This is a genomic window from Alteromonas sp. D210916BOD_24 (genome assembly GCF_047159385.1).
Taxonomy (GTDB): domain Bacteria; phylum Pseudomonadota; class Gammaproteobacteria; order Enterobacterales; family Alteromonadaceae; genus Alteromonas.
Genome location: NZ_AP038333.1, coordinates 387,220 through 405,535, shown reverse-complemented (window position 1 = coordinate 405,535; position 18,316 = coordinate 387,220). Strand labels below are relative to the sequence as shown.

Below are 18,316 nucleotides of genomic sequence, written 5' to 3'. Positions count from 1 at the left end.
GTTCACCTGTAATATTATTGGTTAAAGGTGGTATATCGCGATTGGATGGAGTAGTTTTACGCTGAACTTAATGCTAAAGCATAAAAAGTGGCACAACTATAACGCTCTATTGTTACCAGGGGCAACCAAGGTTTAAAAATTTAACCCTGGGTGGGACATAATAGGCTAACAGGTTTACGTGATAACGACGCGTAAACCGAGAAGTAATAAACCAAAACCCGTAATTAACCGATTTAGAATTAGTAAATAATGTCACTCACTATATTAATGATAGCCGTAGCGTATTTATTTGGCTCCCTATCAAGTGCGGTTGTAATTAGTCGCGCATTTAGACTTCCCGACCCCAGAACAGCGGGCTCCAAAAACCCAGGCGCGACCAATGTCTATCGATTAGGGGGGCGGATCCCTGCGTTACTGGTATTAGTGATGGATATTCTCAAAGGAACAATACCGGTATATGGCAGCTACTTTTTGGGGATAGAGCCCGTGCTATTGGGGGTCATTGCCATTGCAGCCTGCCTGGGACACATTTTTCCTTTGTACTTCGGTTTTGTAGGGGGAAAGGCTGTCGCCACAGCATTCGGAGCGATGTTACCTATTGGCCTCGATTTAGCGGGGCTGTTGATCCTAAGTTGGGTTGCAGTAGTGTTTTTCACCGGTTATTCGTCGCTAGGTGCGCTTATTGCGGTTTCACTGGCTCCTATTTTTACCTTTTTAATAAAACCGCTGTACACGCTTCCTGTTGCCATGTTGTCCCTATTGATTATTCTGCGTCACAAAGACAATATTTCACGCTTACTATCAGGTAGTGAAAGTAAGATATGGGATAAGGGCAATATTAAAGAGTAAGTGCTGCCTCCAATACCTCAACTTTGCCATCAATCTGCGAAACTGGAGCAATACCTAACACTCTAGCGAGAGCGGGATAAATTTCCAGATTACTAAAAGTGGGAAGCTCTGTCCCTCGCTTAAATGCAGGTCCTGAGGCTACAAATGTCGCCCCCATATCGGCCAGTGTATTTAAGTAGCCATGCCCCCCTTTGCTGCTGTGTGATTTGCCAGAATAAACAAAACGCGCCGGGGGAGCGATTTCAACTAAGAGGTCACCAGTTCGGCTATCTACTTGCATTTTACGCAAAGCGCGCTGAGGTCCATCAAGTACATCATATCGCCCCTGCGACACCATCTTCAGTCGCTGATATTCTTGTTCAATAGCACTCTCCGACACTCCTGCTTTCGCATACAGATGCAACTGTGCTCCCTCATTTTCCACTAAAAAGGTGTCGGGAATCGCTAAACTCTCCACATTGATAAAGGAATTAGCATCAACAGACGTCATCCCATGATCCGATACTACAACTAAATTAATAGGTAAATCTAAAGCTTGAAGGCGGTCGTAAAGTTGTCCGATCAATTCATCCACTTTTTGCACCGCTGCTCGGGTTTCGTTGGAGAGCGGCCCTTCGTCATGGCCTACCGTATCCGTTAACGAAAAGTAGCCGGCAATAAACCGGGGGCGTGCCACCTCAGGTAGCCTGAGCCATTGAATTATCTGATCGATACGTTGTTGATAATCAGCGTACTTCGCATAGTGGTAGTGGTAAGTCGGCAACGCACCAGAAATGCGCGCATCAGACTCCGGCCAAAAAAACGTCGCGGCCTTCATTCCGTGAAATTCAACCAAATTCCATAAAGGAGTGGCGGTGATCCACGTGCTATCCATCGCACCATAACCCATTTTATATTGAGCATAGCCCTCATTCGCAGGCCGGGTTTTGTCATAGAAGCGATTATTGACTATGCCGTGATGTACGGGCAAAAGCCCTGTCATCAAAGACAAATGGTTGGGAAACGTGTTAGCTGGGTACACCGGCGTCATTGAAGATGCCCGCACGCCTTCTTGCGCGATACGGTTGAGATGCTTAGCGTTATGGCGCTCTATATAGTCATGACGAAATCCATCAAGAGAAATAAGCACGACGTGCTGTCCAGTATCAGCAGATACGCACAGTGGCATCATCAAGCCCAGGATTAACAACACATTGCGCAATACCATGCCACCTTCCCCTTACATGAACTGAAATTAGCTTCTATCGGCCGTCACTACTGTACCCTAAATAGCGGAAAGTGTATCTAAAGGCCAACGGGGTTTAGCCTGAGAAGAAAGTGGCAGAACTTCACCCGCTTTAAGGCGTTGCATTCCGGCATAAGCAATCATAGCCCCGTTATCAGTGCAGTAAGCTAAGCTAGGATAAAATACCTCACCGTTAAGCTCACTCATCAATACCGTCATTTTTTCCCTAAGCATGGTATTTGCGCTCACACCACCGGCAATGACCAGACGCTTCATGCCGGTCTGTTTAAGTGCTCGCTTACATTTTATCATGAGGGTATCTACCACCGCTTCTTGAAACGCAAAGGCAATGTTAGCTTTGATTTGTTCCGCGTCAGGGGCATCTAAATCAGCATCCCTTATCGTGTTAGCTGCATAGGTTTTAAGGCCGCTAAAGCTGAAATCCAGACCTGGTCTATCGGTCATTGGACGCGGAAATTTGTAGTGCCCGGGCTCACCATTTTCAGCCAGTTTAGCGAGCAGTGGGCCACCGGGGTAATCAAGCCCGAGTAATTTAGCGGTTTTATCGAATGCCTCGCCAGCAGCATCGTCAATGGATTCACCCAGTACTTCGTAGCGTCCGATCCCTTCAACTTTGACCAACATCGAATGGCCACCAGAGACTAACAAGGCTACAAAGGGAAATGCAGGCGCTTCATCTTCAAGCATAGGGGCTAAGAGGTGCCCTTCCATGTGATGTACCCCTACTGCAGGTACGTTCCACGCATAGGCCAACGACCTTCCCACAGACGATCCCACTAATAACGCACCCACTAATCCAGGTCCTTGGGTAAACGCGACGCCATCAATATCTGCAGGCTGGCAGTTAGCATCCTGTAGGGCTTTTTCAATAAGAGGAATGATTTTTCTAACATGGTCACGTGAAGCCAATTCTGGTACAACTCCCCCGTAATCGGCGTGCAGTTTTACCTGGCTGTACAATTCATGTGACAACAAGCCCTTTTCGTCATCATAAACGGCAATCCCCGTTTCATCACATGACGTTTCTATTCCTAATATACGCATTGGGAGCAACCCTATTTACAACTTCTGTTTACTAAAAATTCAGCAAAATTTCTCTGGCGATCTGGCGCGATCATCATTATGATCCGGCTGCGATCGTAGTACTACCCCAAGAAATGGATTCGAAATTATTTCACTGAAATAATTTCGCCTCGTTAACTGCCCTTTACATTGCAAGCACTTTTCGCGATGAAAAAAAGGCCCAGAGGTTCACATTCATTGGCGGGGTGTCCATTACCTGGGCGCAGAGTTTACCTTTATTCCAGCATTCATGGAATGCTAACAAAGGGGTAATTGCACAATATTGGCTAATTTTTGGCAATTCATCCTTTACTTTCTCTGTAGATATGATTAGAATTTCGCACCATTTTTAACCCGGGTGGCCTTTTTAGCGCACAATTTTACCCGGATTTACACAGTAAAAGTTTTGAGGTGAGTGTTTAATGCCTATCGTTAAAGTTAGAGAAAACGAGCCGTTTGATGTGGCGCTGCGTCGTTTTAAGCGTTCTTGTGAAAAAGCAGGTGTTCTTTCTGAAGTTCGTCGTCGTGAATTCTTCGAAAAACCAACTTGGGAACGCAAGCGCAAGAAAGCTGCCGCTAAGAAGCGTCATCTTAAGAAGCTAGCTCGTGAAAACGCACGTCGCGTAAAACTCTACTAATATAGGGTTAACTTACGAGTCTGAAAGGTGTTGCAATTGCAGCACCTTTCGCGTTTCTGAAGCCCAATTTTTACTTCAGAACACGATCGCTTTGAACACGTCGTTCACAGTGTTTAAACCCATGCTAAGTAATCTACGAATAAGAAACAGGAAACACCATGGCACTTATTGATGATTTAAAATCGGCACAAAAAGATGCAATGCGCGCAAAGGAAAAAGTTCGTCTTGGCACTATTCGCATGGCATTAGCGGCGATTAAACAAAAAGAAATTGACGAGCAAATTACCTTAGATGACAGCGCCATTTTGGCGGTGCTTACTAAAATGGTGAAACAACGCCAGGATGCAGCTGCTCAATATGACGCTGCTAACCGCGACGACCTTGCAAGTATTGAGCGTGAGGAAATCACCCATATCGAAGGGTTTCTACCAAAACCATTAACTGATGAAGAACTCAATACCCTCATCGATGAAACCATGGCCGCTACCGGCGCTTCTGGTATGCAAGACATGGGTAAAGTGATGGGCGCACTAAAGCCTCAAGTTCAAGGTCGCACAGACATGGGGGCACTCAGTGCTAAAATTAAGGCTCGTTTAAACGCTTAAAAATAGAGCTCAGTATGGTTCGAAGCGTATTGCTGCTTACCTACTGCACGAGCATAAGCGACTAACCCTTTGATATACATTATCAATGACGGTTAGTCGTTCTCATTGCATCACTTCCCTGTTAAAGTAATGTCTGTTTAAGACATATTAGTTTCTCGTGTAAAAGACCCTCATGGCTGGAAAAATACCTCGCGATTTTATAGATGATCTGCTTTCTCGTACCGATGTGGTAGAGATTGTTGATAGCAGAGTTAAATTAAAAAAAGCGGGTAAGAACTATCAGGCCTGCTGTCCATTCCACAATGAGAAAACACCGTCCTTCACTGTGAGCCAAGACAAACAGTTTTATCACTGTTTCGGGTGCGGCGCTCACGGCAATGCTATTTCATTCGTGATGGAGTTTGACCGTCTCGAGTTTGTTGAGGCTATCGAAGAACTCGCCCGTTACCACGGACTAGAAGTGCCTCGGGAAAAAGGCAGTCGCCCTGCCATGAGCGAAGAGAAAAAGCAGCAACAGCAGGATGATTACGCGGTAATGGAACAAGTCACGCGCTTTTTCCAGCAGCAACTTCGACAAAACAGCAATAGTAAAAAAGCCATTGATTACCTCAAAAATAGAGGGCTAAGTGGCGACATTGTTAAGCAATGGGAAATTGGCTACGCTCCGGACAGCTGGGACGCATTACTCAATGCGTTTGGCACTGATGCGCAACGGGTAAAGCAACTCGTCGATTTGAAGTTAGTTAACCGCAACGACCAAGGTCGCACATACGACTTCTTTCGCGACCGTATTATGTTTCCTATTCGGGATAAGCGAGGTCGTGTGGTTGGGTTTGGCGGCCGTGTATTAGATGACGGCGGTCCTAAATACTTAAACTCACCTGAGACGCGAATATTCCACAAAGGTAGTGAACTATTTGGTTTTTACTCTGTAAGACAGCAAAATCGTACACTTGATACGGTGGTAATTGTTGAAGGCTACATGGATGTGGTGGCATTGAGTCAATTTGATATCAACATTGCCACCGCCGCACTGGGCACGGCAACCACACCAGAACATATTCAAATGCTGGTGCGCGCCACTTCACACATTGTATGTTGTTACGATGGCGACCGCGCGGGTCGTGAAGCCGCATGGCGTGCACTCGAAAATGCATTGCCTGCGCTAAAAGACGGTGTGCGCTTGTCGTTTCTCTTTTTGCCTGATGGAGAAGACCCAGACACCATGGTTCGTCAAGTGGGTAAAGCGGGTTTCATGGGTATGCTTGACGACGCTATGCCCTTGTCACGCTTCTTTTTTGAAAATCTGCTGAAGACGCATAATGTGGGGACACCTGAAGGTAAAATTGCACTTAAAAAAGCCGCAATGCCGTTAATAGAAAGTACCCTTGGCGACGATCAAAAACACATGTTGCTGGAAGAGCTTGCCAAACACACAGGTGAGTTCGACCGTTTCAAATTACAACAAGATATCTCTAAAGCGAACCAAGGGACAAAACAAGGTTTTTCTCCTAACAGAACACAGGTGAATAAGCCCAAACTATCCCCATTACGCATGTTAATTCGCCTATTACTCGATAAGCCGAGCCTGGCGTCGCAATGCGAAGACGTACAAGTAAGTATTTTTGCAGGCAGCAATGCAGCCGGAATGGATTTGTTGAAAGATATTCACGCTTATTGTGTCGCCAACCCACACGCCAAAACCGCGCAACTTGTTGAAAACTTTCGCAACCATCCCCATTCTTCAACTATCGCGAAATTATTGTTACAAGAACATTTGGTAAAAGACGAGGACGCAGAACGCGTATATAACGACAGTTTTGCACGCTTACTAGACGGTCATTTTGATAGCCGTATTGAAACGTTAATTTCACGTTCGCGGGTTCAATCGCTTACCCAAGCGGAAAAAGAAGAGCTGAACCTACTTATGAAGGAAAGACAGAAAGGCTAACCACGCAGCCGGCTGAGCCACAACCGCAACAAGAACCAGTGTCATACACTTTAAAGTTTCCACAATACTATTAAATGAGTGCTGCAAAAAGAGCGAGGCAGAGGCGCGTTGTGGCAAGGGTTCCCGCTACTAATCGGTCAGCATTTAACTTTCTACAGGGAAAATAAACTTTTTAGCGAAACTACTGGCTAAAAAATCGGCCACCAATCTGGTAAAACCACCGTCAATTCTGCTATACTGGCTAATTCGCTGAAGGTGTACTAATAGACACGAATTTCACTATAATGTGAACAAAAATGCAGCGACGCGAGTAGCAAAGATATAGCCGAACATAACGGGCAGAACCAAACCCGAGCAGATGTGCATCGCAATGGCGTTAATCGCAGCGTGGCATCGAGCATAACGGCCTTGATACGACAGCGGTATTACAGCAGATTAGGGAACATACTAAGGTGTATGTTGTCTTTTCTATTGCAAACTAATTGAATGTGAGAAGTGTAGGTTATATGGCGCAAAGCAAGCAGTCTCAGATTAAACTCCTGATTGCAAAAGGTAAAGAGCAAGGTTACTTAACCTTTGCAGAAGTAAACGACCACCTGCCGCAAGATATTGTCGATTCTGATCAAATCGAAGACATAATCCGCATGATTAACGACATGGGAATTCAAGTTTCTGAATCAGCACCTGATGCAGATGAACTTCTCATGCAAGAAGCAAATGCCGATGAGGACGCAGCAGAAGCTGCCGCACAAGCACTTGCTACAGTTGAAAGTGAAATTGGCCGAACAACTGACCCTGTGCGTATGTACATGCGCGAAATGGGGACAGTTGAACTTCTTACTCGTGAAGGCGAAATTGAAATCGCCAAGCGTATTGAAGACGGTATCAATCAGGTACAGTGCTCTGTTGCAGAATACCCTGAAGCCATCACTTATTTGCTTGACCAATGGGATTTGTACGAAGCCGAAGAAATTCGCCTAAGCGATATCATTTCTGGTTTTGTGGATCCGAATGACGAGCAAGATTTAGCTCCCACAGCCACTCACGTGGGCTCTGAGTTGTCAGATGAAGATTTGGATGACGAAGACGACGATGAGGACGATGATGACAGTGATGAAGATGACAGTGGTGTAGACCCTGAAGTTGCCCGTGCACGTTTTGCAGAACTGCGTGAGCAATACCTCAAAACACGCACTGTTATTGAGAAAAAAGGCCGTGCACACGCAGACGCGCGCAACGAAATTACAGCGTTAAGTGATATCTTTAAAGAATTCCGCTTGGTTCCAAAGCAATTTGATCGCATGGTAAGAAACATGCGTGAAATGATGGACAAAGTGCGTATTCAAGAGCGCCTTGTGATGAAGTTCTGCGTAGTAAACGCCAAAATGCCGAAGAAAGACTTCATTAAAGCATTTGCAGGCAACGAAACATCTACAGCATGGTTACATGAGGTTGTGAAGTCAGGCGCGCCTTATGCCGATGACTTAGCAGTCAACCAAGAAGAAATTGAACGCTGTATCAGTAAAATGAATCAGGTCGAGCAAGAAACTGGCTTGGTTATCGCAGATATTAAAGACATCAACCGTCGTATGTCTATCGGTGAAGCGAAAGCGCGCCGTGCGAAAAAAGAGATGGTTGAAGCCAACTTGCGTCTTGTAATTTCGATTGCTAAAAAGTACACCAACCGTGGTTTACAATTCCTTGATCTGATTCAGGAAGGTAATATTGGCTTGATGAAAGCGGTAGACAAATTCGAATATCGCCGTGGTTATAAGTTTTCGACCTATGCCACATGGTGGATCCGTCAGGCTATTACCCGCTCAATCGCCGATCAGGCACGTACCATTCGTATTCCTGTACACATGATTGAGACGATCAACAAGTTGAACCGTATCTCTCGTCAAATGCTACAAGAGATGGGGCGTGAGCCTACGCCAGAGGAATTGTCAGAGCGCATGCTAATGCCTGAAGACAAGATCCGCAAAGTACTTAAAATTGCCAAGGAGCCAATCTCGATGGAGACCCCCATCGGTGATGATGAAGATTCACATCTTGGCGACTTTATCGAGGACAGCACGATTATTCAGCCCCTCGATTCAGCCACTGGCGGTAGCTTAAAAGACGCGACGCAAGAGGTTTTAGCAGGCTTAACAGCGCGTGAAGCAAAAGTACTGCGTATGCGTTTCGGTATCGACATGAACACTGACCACACGTTGGAAGAAGTCGGTAAGCAGTTTGACGTAACCCGTGAGCGTATTCGTCAAATTGAAGCCAAAGCCCTTCGCAAGCTACGTCACCCTAGCCGTTCTGAGCAGCTACGCAGCTTCTTAGACGAGTAGTCAACTGGCTTAATTACATGCATTGAAATCCCTGGCCATGCCGGGGATTTTTTTATTTCAACTTCGCAATTGTTTCCAATAAATACGACAGCCCCTTAGCTGACACCTTTTTACAACCCTTCACCAGCCCGATGGGTTAAATACCTTGTCTATGGGGCAGAGAGGCTACAGATTATGCCTACTCCTTACCATGCATCACTATCACGAGTGAAAAGTCTAAAGCATACATACAAAAAACCTCCCGAAGGAGGTTATTCTTGGCGCTGTAGACCGTTCAGAGAAGCTGAACGGTCGCGTACGGGACAATCTATACCCTGAACTGTTTCGCTATAGATTCGAGATGCTGAGCCAAATCAGCAAGTTCATTACACATACTCCCCAACGCGCCTGAACGGCTAGCCGTTTCTTCAGTACGTTGATGGATTTCATCGACATGACGAACAATGTCCACTGCTACTGAGCGTTGGTCTTCGGTATTGTGCGCTATTTGCTCGTTCATTTTATTGATACGACCAATCGTACTGGTGATGGTCTCCAGACTACTTCCCGCTTTATTCGCAGTTTCCACACTACTACCGGCTTGCTCAGTACCACGCGCCATAACTTCAACCGCTGAATGTGCCGCACTTTGCAATTGTTCAATAGTACTTTGAATTTCTTCGGTGGATTGTTGTGTACGAGACGCTAGGGTACGAACTTCATCGGCTACCACCGCAAAACCACGACCCTGTTCACCTGCCCGCGCTGCTTCAATCGCTGCATTTAAGGCCAACAAATTAGTCTGTTCAGCAATGCCTTTGATAACGTCTAATACAGAACCAACCTTATTCGAGTCAGATTCAAGACGGGCAATTACATCAGCCGTCTCTCTCACGTTCTCGGCAAGCTGTTGAATGCTGGTGACTGTTTGCTGAACAATTTGTCGACCTTCACTAGCAGCAGTAGTGGCTTCGTTGGCATCACCTGCGGCTTGAGCTGCACTGTGCGCAACGCCATCAACGGAGCCACTCATAGTGTCTACGGCGCGCTTCGCATTGGTGGCCGATTTCTGCTGAACATCAATGGTTCGCTGAGTTTCCTCTGTGACACCACGTAAATTTTGTGCCAGATTTGAAAGCGGTAAACTGGCTTCGACGACGTCGCGTACCACCCCTTGTAGCTTGTCCATAAATTGGTTGAACCAATATACCAACTCGCCAATTTCATCTTCACTCTTAGTTTCGATACGTACGGTTAGATCGCCATTTTCCTGTGCAATATCTTTAAGAGAGCGCACCACATCATCAATGCTTTGCTTGATGCCTCGAACAATGGGTACTGCGGTAGCAAACAACAATATTGTCACCACAACCGCTAAAATAACACCTGTACTAATCAGGGATGTGTTTGCATTGTCGGTATTTTCGAATGCTTCTTCAAACGCTGCTTGCTGCTCATCTCTAAAGTGAGACATTGCGGCGATAACGCCGTCGTATGAGTTATTCATCTGTGTCGATAACTCACCCAATCTACTGAAATCAGCGGTACCGTCTACCATCGAGCGAGACACGTCAAAAGCGACTTTGAAGTATTCATCAAACCCAGTTGATATACGTGAAATTTCACTTCTAAAATCAGGGCTGATGGAGGATATTTGTTTTAGACCGTTGTTGGCTTCTTCTGCCAATTGTTGGGCTAAGGATAGTGTATCCTGGTCACCAGTGGTTACTGCACTGGCCAAAGTATCACGCACCTTTTGCATCTCTACCAAAGTAGATGCAGACAGTTGTAAAGCAGGAAATTGAACTTGCTGAACTTTTTCTAGAGTAGAGCCATTGTTAAGAGCGGTAGAAACAGTTATGAGAAGGTAAACCACGAAACTTAGTGCCGCGATCCCCGGAATCAAAAATATTTTAGTCGCAATCGGCATTTTTTTTAGAAAATTCATCAACTATCTCACTGTTTGTGTCTTTAGCTTTTTTAGTTAGCTGTGTGGCTATCGTTCAGATTAACCCGAAACGATACCTTCTTCTAATTTATCTACGCAATAGCGAAAATCTTTAGCAAAATTATGACCTCGTCTTGTAGACGAGGTCATAAGGCGTGATTATTAGAATGTGTAATTAACACCAACTTTAAGTAACGTAGCGTCATTTAAGTCATTCAAATCATCTGAATACCAAGTTACATCAGTTTTCAGTGCGAATCCTGGCTCAACATCGTAACGCAAACCTACGGTTAATGCAGAAACATCAAGTTTTTGCTGAGCAGCAATGCCTGCCGCACCTTGATATATGGCAGCCCATGTACCATCAGTTACTGCATCTCCTGTTGCGATACTTGAAGGAAGCGTAGCCACTAGACCTAGCTGAGTAGCGTTATCAGCCTCTTCAACTTCATAAGTAATGTGTGGTGTAAACTTACCAAAACGCATACCAGCTGTGACATACCACGCTTTGTTATCCGCAATAACAGCACCATCTACTTCTGTCTGCGTATATTCCGCACCAAGGAACCAGTCGTATTTATCTACATCAACTGCAATCTCGAAGAACGTGCCTGTATCTCCGTTTATGCGAAAATCATCAGATACGGTTAGCGCAGTAGGAATAAAAGCACCAAACTGAGCCATTCCGTCAAGGAACCCGTCAAATTGAGCATTCGCTGCATTGGTCTTACCACGAGCAAAAAGCGTACGTGCACTAAACCATTCACGGGTTGCTTCAAATGACACAGCAACCACATTTTCAAGTTCAAGTGCCGCCGGCGTACCCGAAATAGTGGTATCCGTTTCTACGCGACCTGTCGTCAACTGTGCACCGTATTCCCAATCACCTACGTAATTAGAATAATCAATGCGCACACCATCAATATTGTTGAAGTCAATGCCATAAACAGCATCAGGTGGTGTTAACCAGTGATACGAATAACCAATGTCCAGTGACGCCGAGTATTTAAACAAAGGCAACCGCAAGCGACCGGCGCTGATATTGATATTGTTGTTTAATGCGTACGTCATATACGCCCATTCGAAGTCCGCATCATAGTCTTCGCTTCCACGGCCAACTAACTGTGCAGTAGCAGACAATTTGTCGCTGACATCACCGCGAACCTGTAGACCAAAAACACTGGCAGGGTCAAAGTTGAAATCGCTGTCATAATCATACAGGGTTTCATTGTCATCAAGGGTCATTCCCCCAATGAGGTTAGCAAAGCCATTGATTTGAATATCAGCCATTGCTGGAGCCGCTAACAGGCCAGCCATAGATAAAATAGCAAGTTTGGTTTTCATGGGTGTTCCTTAAAATCTTTCTATTAACGGTAAATTAAAACTTAGCCACAACCCGAACGCTGCCATCTACAGCGCCAGCGTCGACAAAACCGATAGCATTAGGGTTACTAGCCACAGCAGAAATCACTTCTGCGTCGCTACCTAACGCTTTGGGGGGCTGACCCTTACCTGTAAATACTAGCTTCGACCAAAACGCAGTAAGTTGAGCTGCAGTTTTGTTTAATACTTTACCGTTGAATTCGTCAGTTGCTGGCTGACCTTCCGCTAATGCCACTGGCTCAGCTTGTGAGCCATTTGGGAACGCTTTTGCTTTGTTTAAAAACAGTCGACTGATGCTGTCTTTGTCTAGGCTATCGCCATTGCTCGGATGAACAATAACTGCTACTTCAGCAAAAGCTACGTTACAGCATAAACTCGCTGCAAGTATCCATTTCTTCATGGTATTTCCTCTGGATCCTAGGGTGCTTGATCACCGTTACTTATTGTAAAAAAACACTTGTGATTAGATTGTTCTGGCAAGTTTCATTTAGATATAAATGTCGCTCGCCACTCATCTAAGCGTGCTAACCTTTCTGGTAGCGCTTGCAACAAAGTAAGTATTAGTCGCAAGAACTCGCTTTGCCAAATCGATAAATAAAAAATTAATCTTTTCAGGCAAATGAGTTAAACAAGCGTTTGAATTTTTGCGAAGTGTAGAGGAAGCATAGCGTTAAGCAACTATACTCTTGGCTAATTTATACGTAAGTTGATATTAATCAACTATCACAAAGAATGATAATTGCAGAAAATTGATATAAAACACCTAACTTTCATGGTGTTATATTTTTTGCGCTTATTTCAAAAACGAATGAAGTTTAATATTTAAGTATATAAAAAAATACCTTTAAGCGTTTGTTGTGGTGATGTTTTTTTCACCATCACGCACAAAAAACAAACACTCGCTTTAGTTACTTAAGCACTACATTTCGCCTTTGTGGTAGGGAATATCCGTTTCGAGGGATTCAATTTGTTGTGTGCGCTTTAGTGGCGAATCTGTATTTTTGGCCAACCATCTATACGCTGTTGGCACAACATACAAGGTCATAAATGCTGAAACCAGCACCCCTGAAAAGATAACCATACCGATAACCATACGGCTCTCAGCGCCGGGACCGGATGCGAGTACCAAAGGCAACGCACTAAAAACTGTGGTAAAACCCGTCATTACAATGGGTCGTAATCGCTGTGTAGCCGCACGTTTTAATGCTAATTCAAAGGTCATTCCCGCATCGCGTAGCTGATTTGCAAATTCAACAATTAAGATCCCGTTCTTTGCTGCCAGTCCAATTAGCATAACCAAGCCTATTTGACTGTATATGTTTATCGTCATATTAGAAAAGTATAAACCGATATAGGCGCCGACCAACGCCAGAGGAACGGTTAACATGATTACCAGAGGGTGGATCCAACTTTCAAACTGTGCTGCCAAAATCAGATAGGTCACTGCCAGTGCCAACAGAAATACATAAACAAACGAATTTCCTGCTTCCTGATAAAGTTGAGATTCACCTTTATAATCAATAGACACATTATCGGGCAGTTCAGTTTGTACAATATTTTCAAGGAAAGCCAAGGCCTGCCCTAATGTATAACCATCTGCCAGATTCGCTGATATGGTTACCGCACGCATACGATTATATCGATTGAGCTGAGCAGATGTGGCCTGCTCTTCAAAGGTGAGTAAGTTGTCCATCGGGATTAGTTCACCGGTCCGCGACGAACGCACATACAAGTTTTCTATACTGTTAGGACTTCTAAAGTCCGCTTCAATACCTTCCATTATGACGTCGTATTCTTCCCCTCTGTCGAGAAAAGTAGACACTCTACGTTGACCAAGCATCACCTCTAACGTTCCACCAATATCACTGATAGAGACCCCCAAATCGGCAGCGCGATCACGGTTGATATTAACCAACAACTGAGGAGACGTCTCTTTGTAGTCAGAATCTAAACGAATTAAGCCTGGATTTTGGGATGCTTTTGCCATTACAACATCTCGCCACTCGACCAGATTTTCATAAGTGTCGCCTTGCAGTACGAACTGTACCGGGCGACCGAATCCGCCTCCGGATATACCGCTTCGCATAACAGCGAACGCACGTACGTCTGGGACATTATTTAATTTGGCACTGATTTCGTCCATCAATTCGAAAGTACTGAAATCACGCTCATCCCAATCAGCCGAACCGACAATCGCAATACCAGCATTCCCCCCAAACCCTGGCGTTCTTACTAATAATCGATTGATTTTGCCATTTTCCCGGTACGGCATAAGAACGTCTTCAATTTGCTTAAGGTTTGCCGCATTACTTTCAAAACTCGCCCCTTCCTGCGCATTCATCAATATGAAAAAGTTACCTCGGTCTTCTTTGGGAACAAACTCACTGGGGACCTTTTCTGATAGCTGCACTATGGCTATAACAGCCACTACCAACAGCAGCAGCATGAGCACAGGTTGATGCAAGGTTTTGCCAAGGCTATTGAAATAGCGGGTTTCTAAAGCTGAGAAGCGTTTGTCCATCCAGTTGCCAAACCCAGAAGAGCGCGTTCGTTTTGTTAGGATCTTTGAGGCCATCATGGGTGATAGGGTCAACGCAGTAAAGCTTGAAAATGCCACTGCGGCGGCAATGGCAAGGGCAAATTCGGTGAACAGACGACCAATATTTCCTTCTAAGAAGACCAGCGGCACAAAAACCGATATAAGCACCAAGGTGGTGGCGACTACAGCAAAACCCACTTCGCGGGCACCGCGATAGGCTGCCAATATAGGCGGTTCGCCCATTTCAATTCGTCGATAAATATTTTCCAATACAACAATGGCATCATCTACCACGAGTCCTATTGCTAGCACCATGGCAAGTAAGGTGAGCAAATTAATAGAAAAGCCTAAGGCATACATCACAATAAACGCAGCGACTAGCGATACTGGCACAGTAACGGCTGGAATTAACGTTGCTCTAACATTTCCCAGAAACAGATAAATTACAATGACGACCATCATCATGGCTATGGTGAGTGTTTCGTATACCTCATCAATGGAAGCTTCGATAAAAATCGACGAATCATAGCTAGGCACAATGAAAATGTTGTCAGGTAACGAGGCTTCAATTTTTGTAATCTGTTCCTTGGCCGCCCTGGCCACATCCAAAGTATTTGCTTTGGATTGCTTGACGATCCCTAGACCAATCATGTTGACACCGTCACCGCGAAACTCAGTTTCATCGTCTTCCGCGGTCAGTTCTACTCGCGCAATTTCCCCCAGTCTCACTAAATAGCCATTGTCACCTACCGCGACAGTTAGCGCCGCAAAATCATCAGGCGATAAAAAGGTGCGGGCTACCCGTACTTCAAAGTTGCGATCTAATGACTCTACTTCACCTGCTGGCAATTCCACGTTTTCTGCACGAATGACTTGTTCTACGTCGCTGACGGTAATGCCTCTGGCAGCCATCGCATTGCGATCGAGAAAGACCTTCATTGCATAGCGACGCCCCCCGCCTAGTTGTACCCGCGCCACGCCGTCGACAATTGACAAGCGATCAACTAAGAAACGCTCGGCGTAGTCGGTGAGCTCCATGGTATTGAGGTTGGTACTTCTCAAGTTGTACCACACCACCGCACTTTCATCGGAATTCGCTTTTGAAACCTCAGGGGGATCGGCTTGATCGGGTAAATTATTCAGTGCCCTGCTCACCCGTTCACGTACATCGTTGGCGGCAGCGTCGATATCACGAGAAAGTTTAAACTCAATAGTAATGTCCGAGCGGCCATTACGAGAGGTAGAGGTAATATTTTTAATTCCCTCAATACCAGAAATTCTGTCTTCTAGCAGTTGAGTGATACGTGTCTCCACAATATTGGCCGACGCCCCGGTATAATTGGTAGAGATTGACACTATGGGGGGATCAATATCGGGGTATTCGCGCAAAGACAACATCGAAACGGCGACTATACCGAATATAATAAGCAATAAGTTAACAACGGTGGCGAATACCGGGCGCTTTACTGAGATATCAGACAATAGCATGGGGAAGCGCTCCTTAGCGGTTTAACACATTAACCGGCGATTGGTCTTGCACCCGCAACGTACCTTCGGTAATCACCTCGTCGCCTATGGCTAACCCACTGACAATCTGCACTAATCCAGGTCTGCGCTCGCCAATTCTCACTTCAGTTTGATGCGCTATGTTGTCCCTGATAACGTAAACGAACTGCTTGTCTTGTACCGGAACCAAGGACTTTTCTGGCAAAACCAGTGTATTGAGTACCCGCTTTTCTACCACGACTGTAAGCAACATACCGGGTCTGAGGCGGGCTTGTTTATTGTCGATAATCGCTCTGACTCGAATAGAGCGACTGACCGGATCTAACCGCGTGTCTATATTACTGATGACGCCGCTAAACGCTTCACCGGGATAAGCGACAGACGACGCCGTGATCTTCTGCCCCTTAGCCACGCTGGCGAGATGGTTTTCAGCAATATTAAAATCGACTTTAACCACACTGATATCATCAAGTGTGGTGATGGTCGTACCCGGCTGGACCAGTGACCCAATGCTAATCGCCCGATTTCCCAGATAACCGCTAAAAGGAGCAGTAATCTGCAAATCTTCTAACTGAGCAAGCGCAATTTCCAACTGGGCTTCCAATGCCTTTACGCGCGCTTGCTGTTCGTCGAGTAACTGCTCTGAGGTCGCATTTGACTGACGAAGATCGGAAATACGCATAAACTGGCGTTTAGCTTCTTGTATATTGGCTTTCAGTTCTTTTATTCGCGCCTGCTCTTGCACATTATTGAGTTGTACCAATACATCACCTTTGCTCACCCTGTCGCCGTCTTCAAACTGTATGGCTTTTACTGTTTCAGTGACTTGCGCAGTGATATTGACCGATTCGTTTGCCGTTGCTGTTCCCAGCGACTCTATAGTGATAGGAAGAGACTGAGTTGTCACCACCGCCGTTTTAACGGGGGTCGCTCTAGGTCCATTTTCTGCTTTGTCATGTGATTGTGGCAAGTTTAAATAAATCACAACACCGACGAGGATCACTACACCGATGAGCAATGGTGACAGAGAAAATTTTGAAGACATAACCTTTCCTTTAGGTAAAAACGGGCCCATGTTGCATTAATTTATTATTGCCATCCAAGATAAAACGCACAGATAAAGCGTCAACTTAGTCCACAGGCTAGTCTGTAATAAACACGGTATTTGCCTGTTTTTAAATATTTATTTTATTGGGAATTCAGCCCATACCAAACGGCGCAGTTTATCTGCAGGTCACTCTATTTTACCTAAAACACGGTAGTTCTTTTTTCGCTTATCAGCAATTTTGGCTGTTTTAACGCTTTTGTAACGAACTACTATAGCGAATAAAATGCTGTCCGGTTAAATCATATCGAATTAACTGCGCCACCATTGGCTCTTTTACTGCCAATTAATCCATCACCGCTATTTTCAGGCCCAAAGCATTGTCCATTGGCAGCGGTATTGGTAAATTGTGCAGACCATTATTAAAGGAGATGTGGCTTGTATTCATTGCCTCCATTAAGCCTGAAAGGCAAAGTATCTGATCTGGAGTGGCAAACCCGGGTTGACCTGGCTGCCTGTTATCGATTGGTTGCAGATATGCGCTGGGGCGATCTTATCTATACGCATATATCCGCGAAAGTCCCCGGCACTGATCATTATTTAGTGAACGGATTTGGTCTCACTTTTGATGAAGTCACCGCGTCTAATCTGGTCAAAGTAGACCTAAACGGAAACATTCTTGACGACTCTCCCTATGGGATCAACCCCGCTGGATTCACCATTCATAGTGCCATCCACGAAGTGCGTCATGATGCACAATGTGTCATACACCTGCATACCCTGGCGACCATCGCAGTGGCATCGGTAAAAGGTGGGCTTAAGCCATGGAGTCAATACTCACTATTTTCATTGCCTTCGCTGTCATACCACAGCTATGAAGGCCTGGCTGTTGATGAGAGTGAAAAGCGTCGCTTACAAGAGGACCTGGGTGATACAAATCATATGCTATTACCCAATCACGGAGGATTGACACTCGGCCCCACTGTAGGTGATGCATTCATGCGCTTTTACGACTTACAACGGGCCTGTGAAATTCAGCTAGCATTAATGCAATCGAACGAAGAAGTGATTGAAATCCCTCAAACCATCATCGACGGCATTTACCATCAGGCGAGCATTGTTCACAGTGGTGAAACCGGAGGCCAAAAAGCCTGGCCTGCAATGTTGCGCAAGGCCTATAAACTTGACCCAGGCTTTTGTGAATAACGCGCCACATCCCTATTTTT

13 protein-coding genes are annotated in these 18,316 nt (G+C 45.3%); 6 read left to right on the top strand and 7 right to left on the bottom strand.

The window, feature by feature from the left end:
* The first annotated feature begins 246 nt into the window (after positions 1-246).
* On the top strand, positions 247-849 hold the full coding sequence (plsY, locus tag ACMCM8_RS01790; protein WP_412727584.1) for a glycerol-3-phosphate 1-O-acyltransferase PlsY: 603 nt from the start codon (positions 247-249) through the stop codon (positions 847-849).
* Here the strand turns inward: plsY and ACMCM8_RS01785 are convergent.
* The gene (locus ACMCM8_RS01785; protein WP_412727582.1) at positions 839-2,020 is read right to left on the bottom strand and encodes an ectonucleotide pyrophosphatase/phosphodiesterase; all 1,182 of its coding nucleotides are present in this window, start codon (positions 2,018-2,020) and stop codon (positions 839-841) included. The genes plsY and ACMCM8_RS01785 overlap by 11 nt on opposite strands.
* Before the next feature lie 93 nt (positions 2,021-2,113).
* Entirely contained in the window at positions 2,114-3,139 is a 1,026-nt protein-coding gene (gene tsaD, locus ACMCM8_RS01780) for a tRNA (adenosine(37)-N6)-threonylcarbamoyltransferase complex transferase subunit TsaD (RefSeq protein ID WP_412724860.1), read from the bottom strand.
* A 440-nt stretch (positions 3,140-3,579) separates the two neighbouring features.
* On the opposite strand from tsaD, the gene rpsU reads away from it, so the two are divergent.
* The 4 genes from rpsU to rpoD all read left to right on the top strand — a co-directional run bounded on the left by rpsU (position 3,580) and on the right by rpoD (position 8,690).
* Positions 3,580-3,795, top strand: coding sequence for a 30S ribosomal protein S21 (gene rpsU, locus ACMCM8_RS01775; RefSeq protein WP_012517258.1), 216 nt, complete (start codon positions 3,580-3,582; stop codon positions 3,793-3,795).
* Between the two features lie 158 nt (positions 3,796-3,953).
* Entirely contained in the window at positions 3,954-4,400 is a 447-nt protein-coding gene (locus tag ACMCM8_RS01770) for a GatB/YqeY domain-containing protein (RefSeq protein WP_412724858.1), read from the top strand.
* A 172-nt stretch (positions 4,401-4,572) separates the two neighbouring features.
* Positions 4,573-6,351, top strand: coding sequence for a DNA primase (gene dnaG / locus ACMCM8_RS01765; RefSeq protein ID WP_412724856.1), 1,779 nt, complete (start codon positions 4,573-4,575; stop codon positions 6,349-6,351).
* A 506-nt stretch (positions 6,352-6,857) separates the two neighbouring features.
* Complete coding sequence (gene rpoD / locus ACMCM8_RS01760; RefSeq protein ID WP_412724854.1) at positions 6,858-8,690, top strand: RNA polymerase sigma factor RpoD; 1,833 nt, start codon at positions 6,858-6,860, stop codon at positions 8,688-8,690.
* Positions 8,691-8,997: 307 nt separating this feature from the next.
* Here rpoD and ACMCM8_RS01755 read toward each other — a convergent pair whose 3' ends face one another.
* The 5 genes from ACMCM8_RS01755 to ACMCM8_RS01735 form a co-directional block, all read right to left on the bottom strand.
* A complete protein-coding gene (locus ACMCM8_RS01755; RefSeq protein ID WP_412724852.1) occupies positions 8,998-10,617 on the bottom strand; it encodes a methyl-accepting chemotaxis protein in 1,620 nt (539 codons plus the stop codon).
* Between the two features lie 162 nt (positions 10,618-10,779).
* Positions 10,780-11,961 (bottom strand): topoisomerase IV, encoded by a 1,182-nt coding sequence (locus tag ACMCM8_RS01750; protein WP_412724850.1) that lies wholly within the window; start codon positions 11,959-11,961, stop codon positions 10,780-10,782.
* 34 nt (positions 11,962-11,995) lie between these two features.
* Entirely contained in the window at positions 11,996-12,400 is a 405-nt protein-coding gene (locus ACMCM8_RS01745; RefSeq protein WP_412724848.1) for a phosphate ABC transporter substrate-binding protein, read from the bottom strand.
* 519 nt (positions 12,401-12,919) lie between these two features.
* The gene (locus ACMCM8_RS01740; protein ID WP_412724846.1) at positions 12,920-16,027 is read right to left on the bottom strand and encodes an efflux RND transporter permease subunit; all 3,108 of its coding nucleotides are present in this window, start codon (positions 16,025-16,027) and stop codon (positions 12,920-12,922) included.
* 13 nt (positions 16,028-16,040) lie between these two features.
* Complete coding sequence (locus tag ACMCM8_RS01735) at positions 16,041-17,090, bottom strand: efflux RND transporter periplasmic adaptor subunit (protein ID WP_412724844.1); 1,050 nt, start codon at positions 17,088-17,090, stop codon at positions 16,041-16,043.
* A 438-nt stretch (positions 17,091-17,528) separates the two neighbouring features.
* Between ACMCM8_RS01735 and ACMCM8_RS01730 the strand changes: the two genes are divergently transcribed.
* Entirely contained in the window at positions 17,529-18,296 is a 768-nt protein-coding gene (locus tag ACMCM8_RS01730; protein WP_412724842.1) for a class II aldolase/adducin family protein, read from the top strand.
* Positions 18,297-18,316 lie beyond the last annotated feature (20 nt).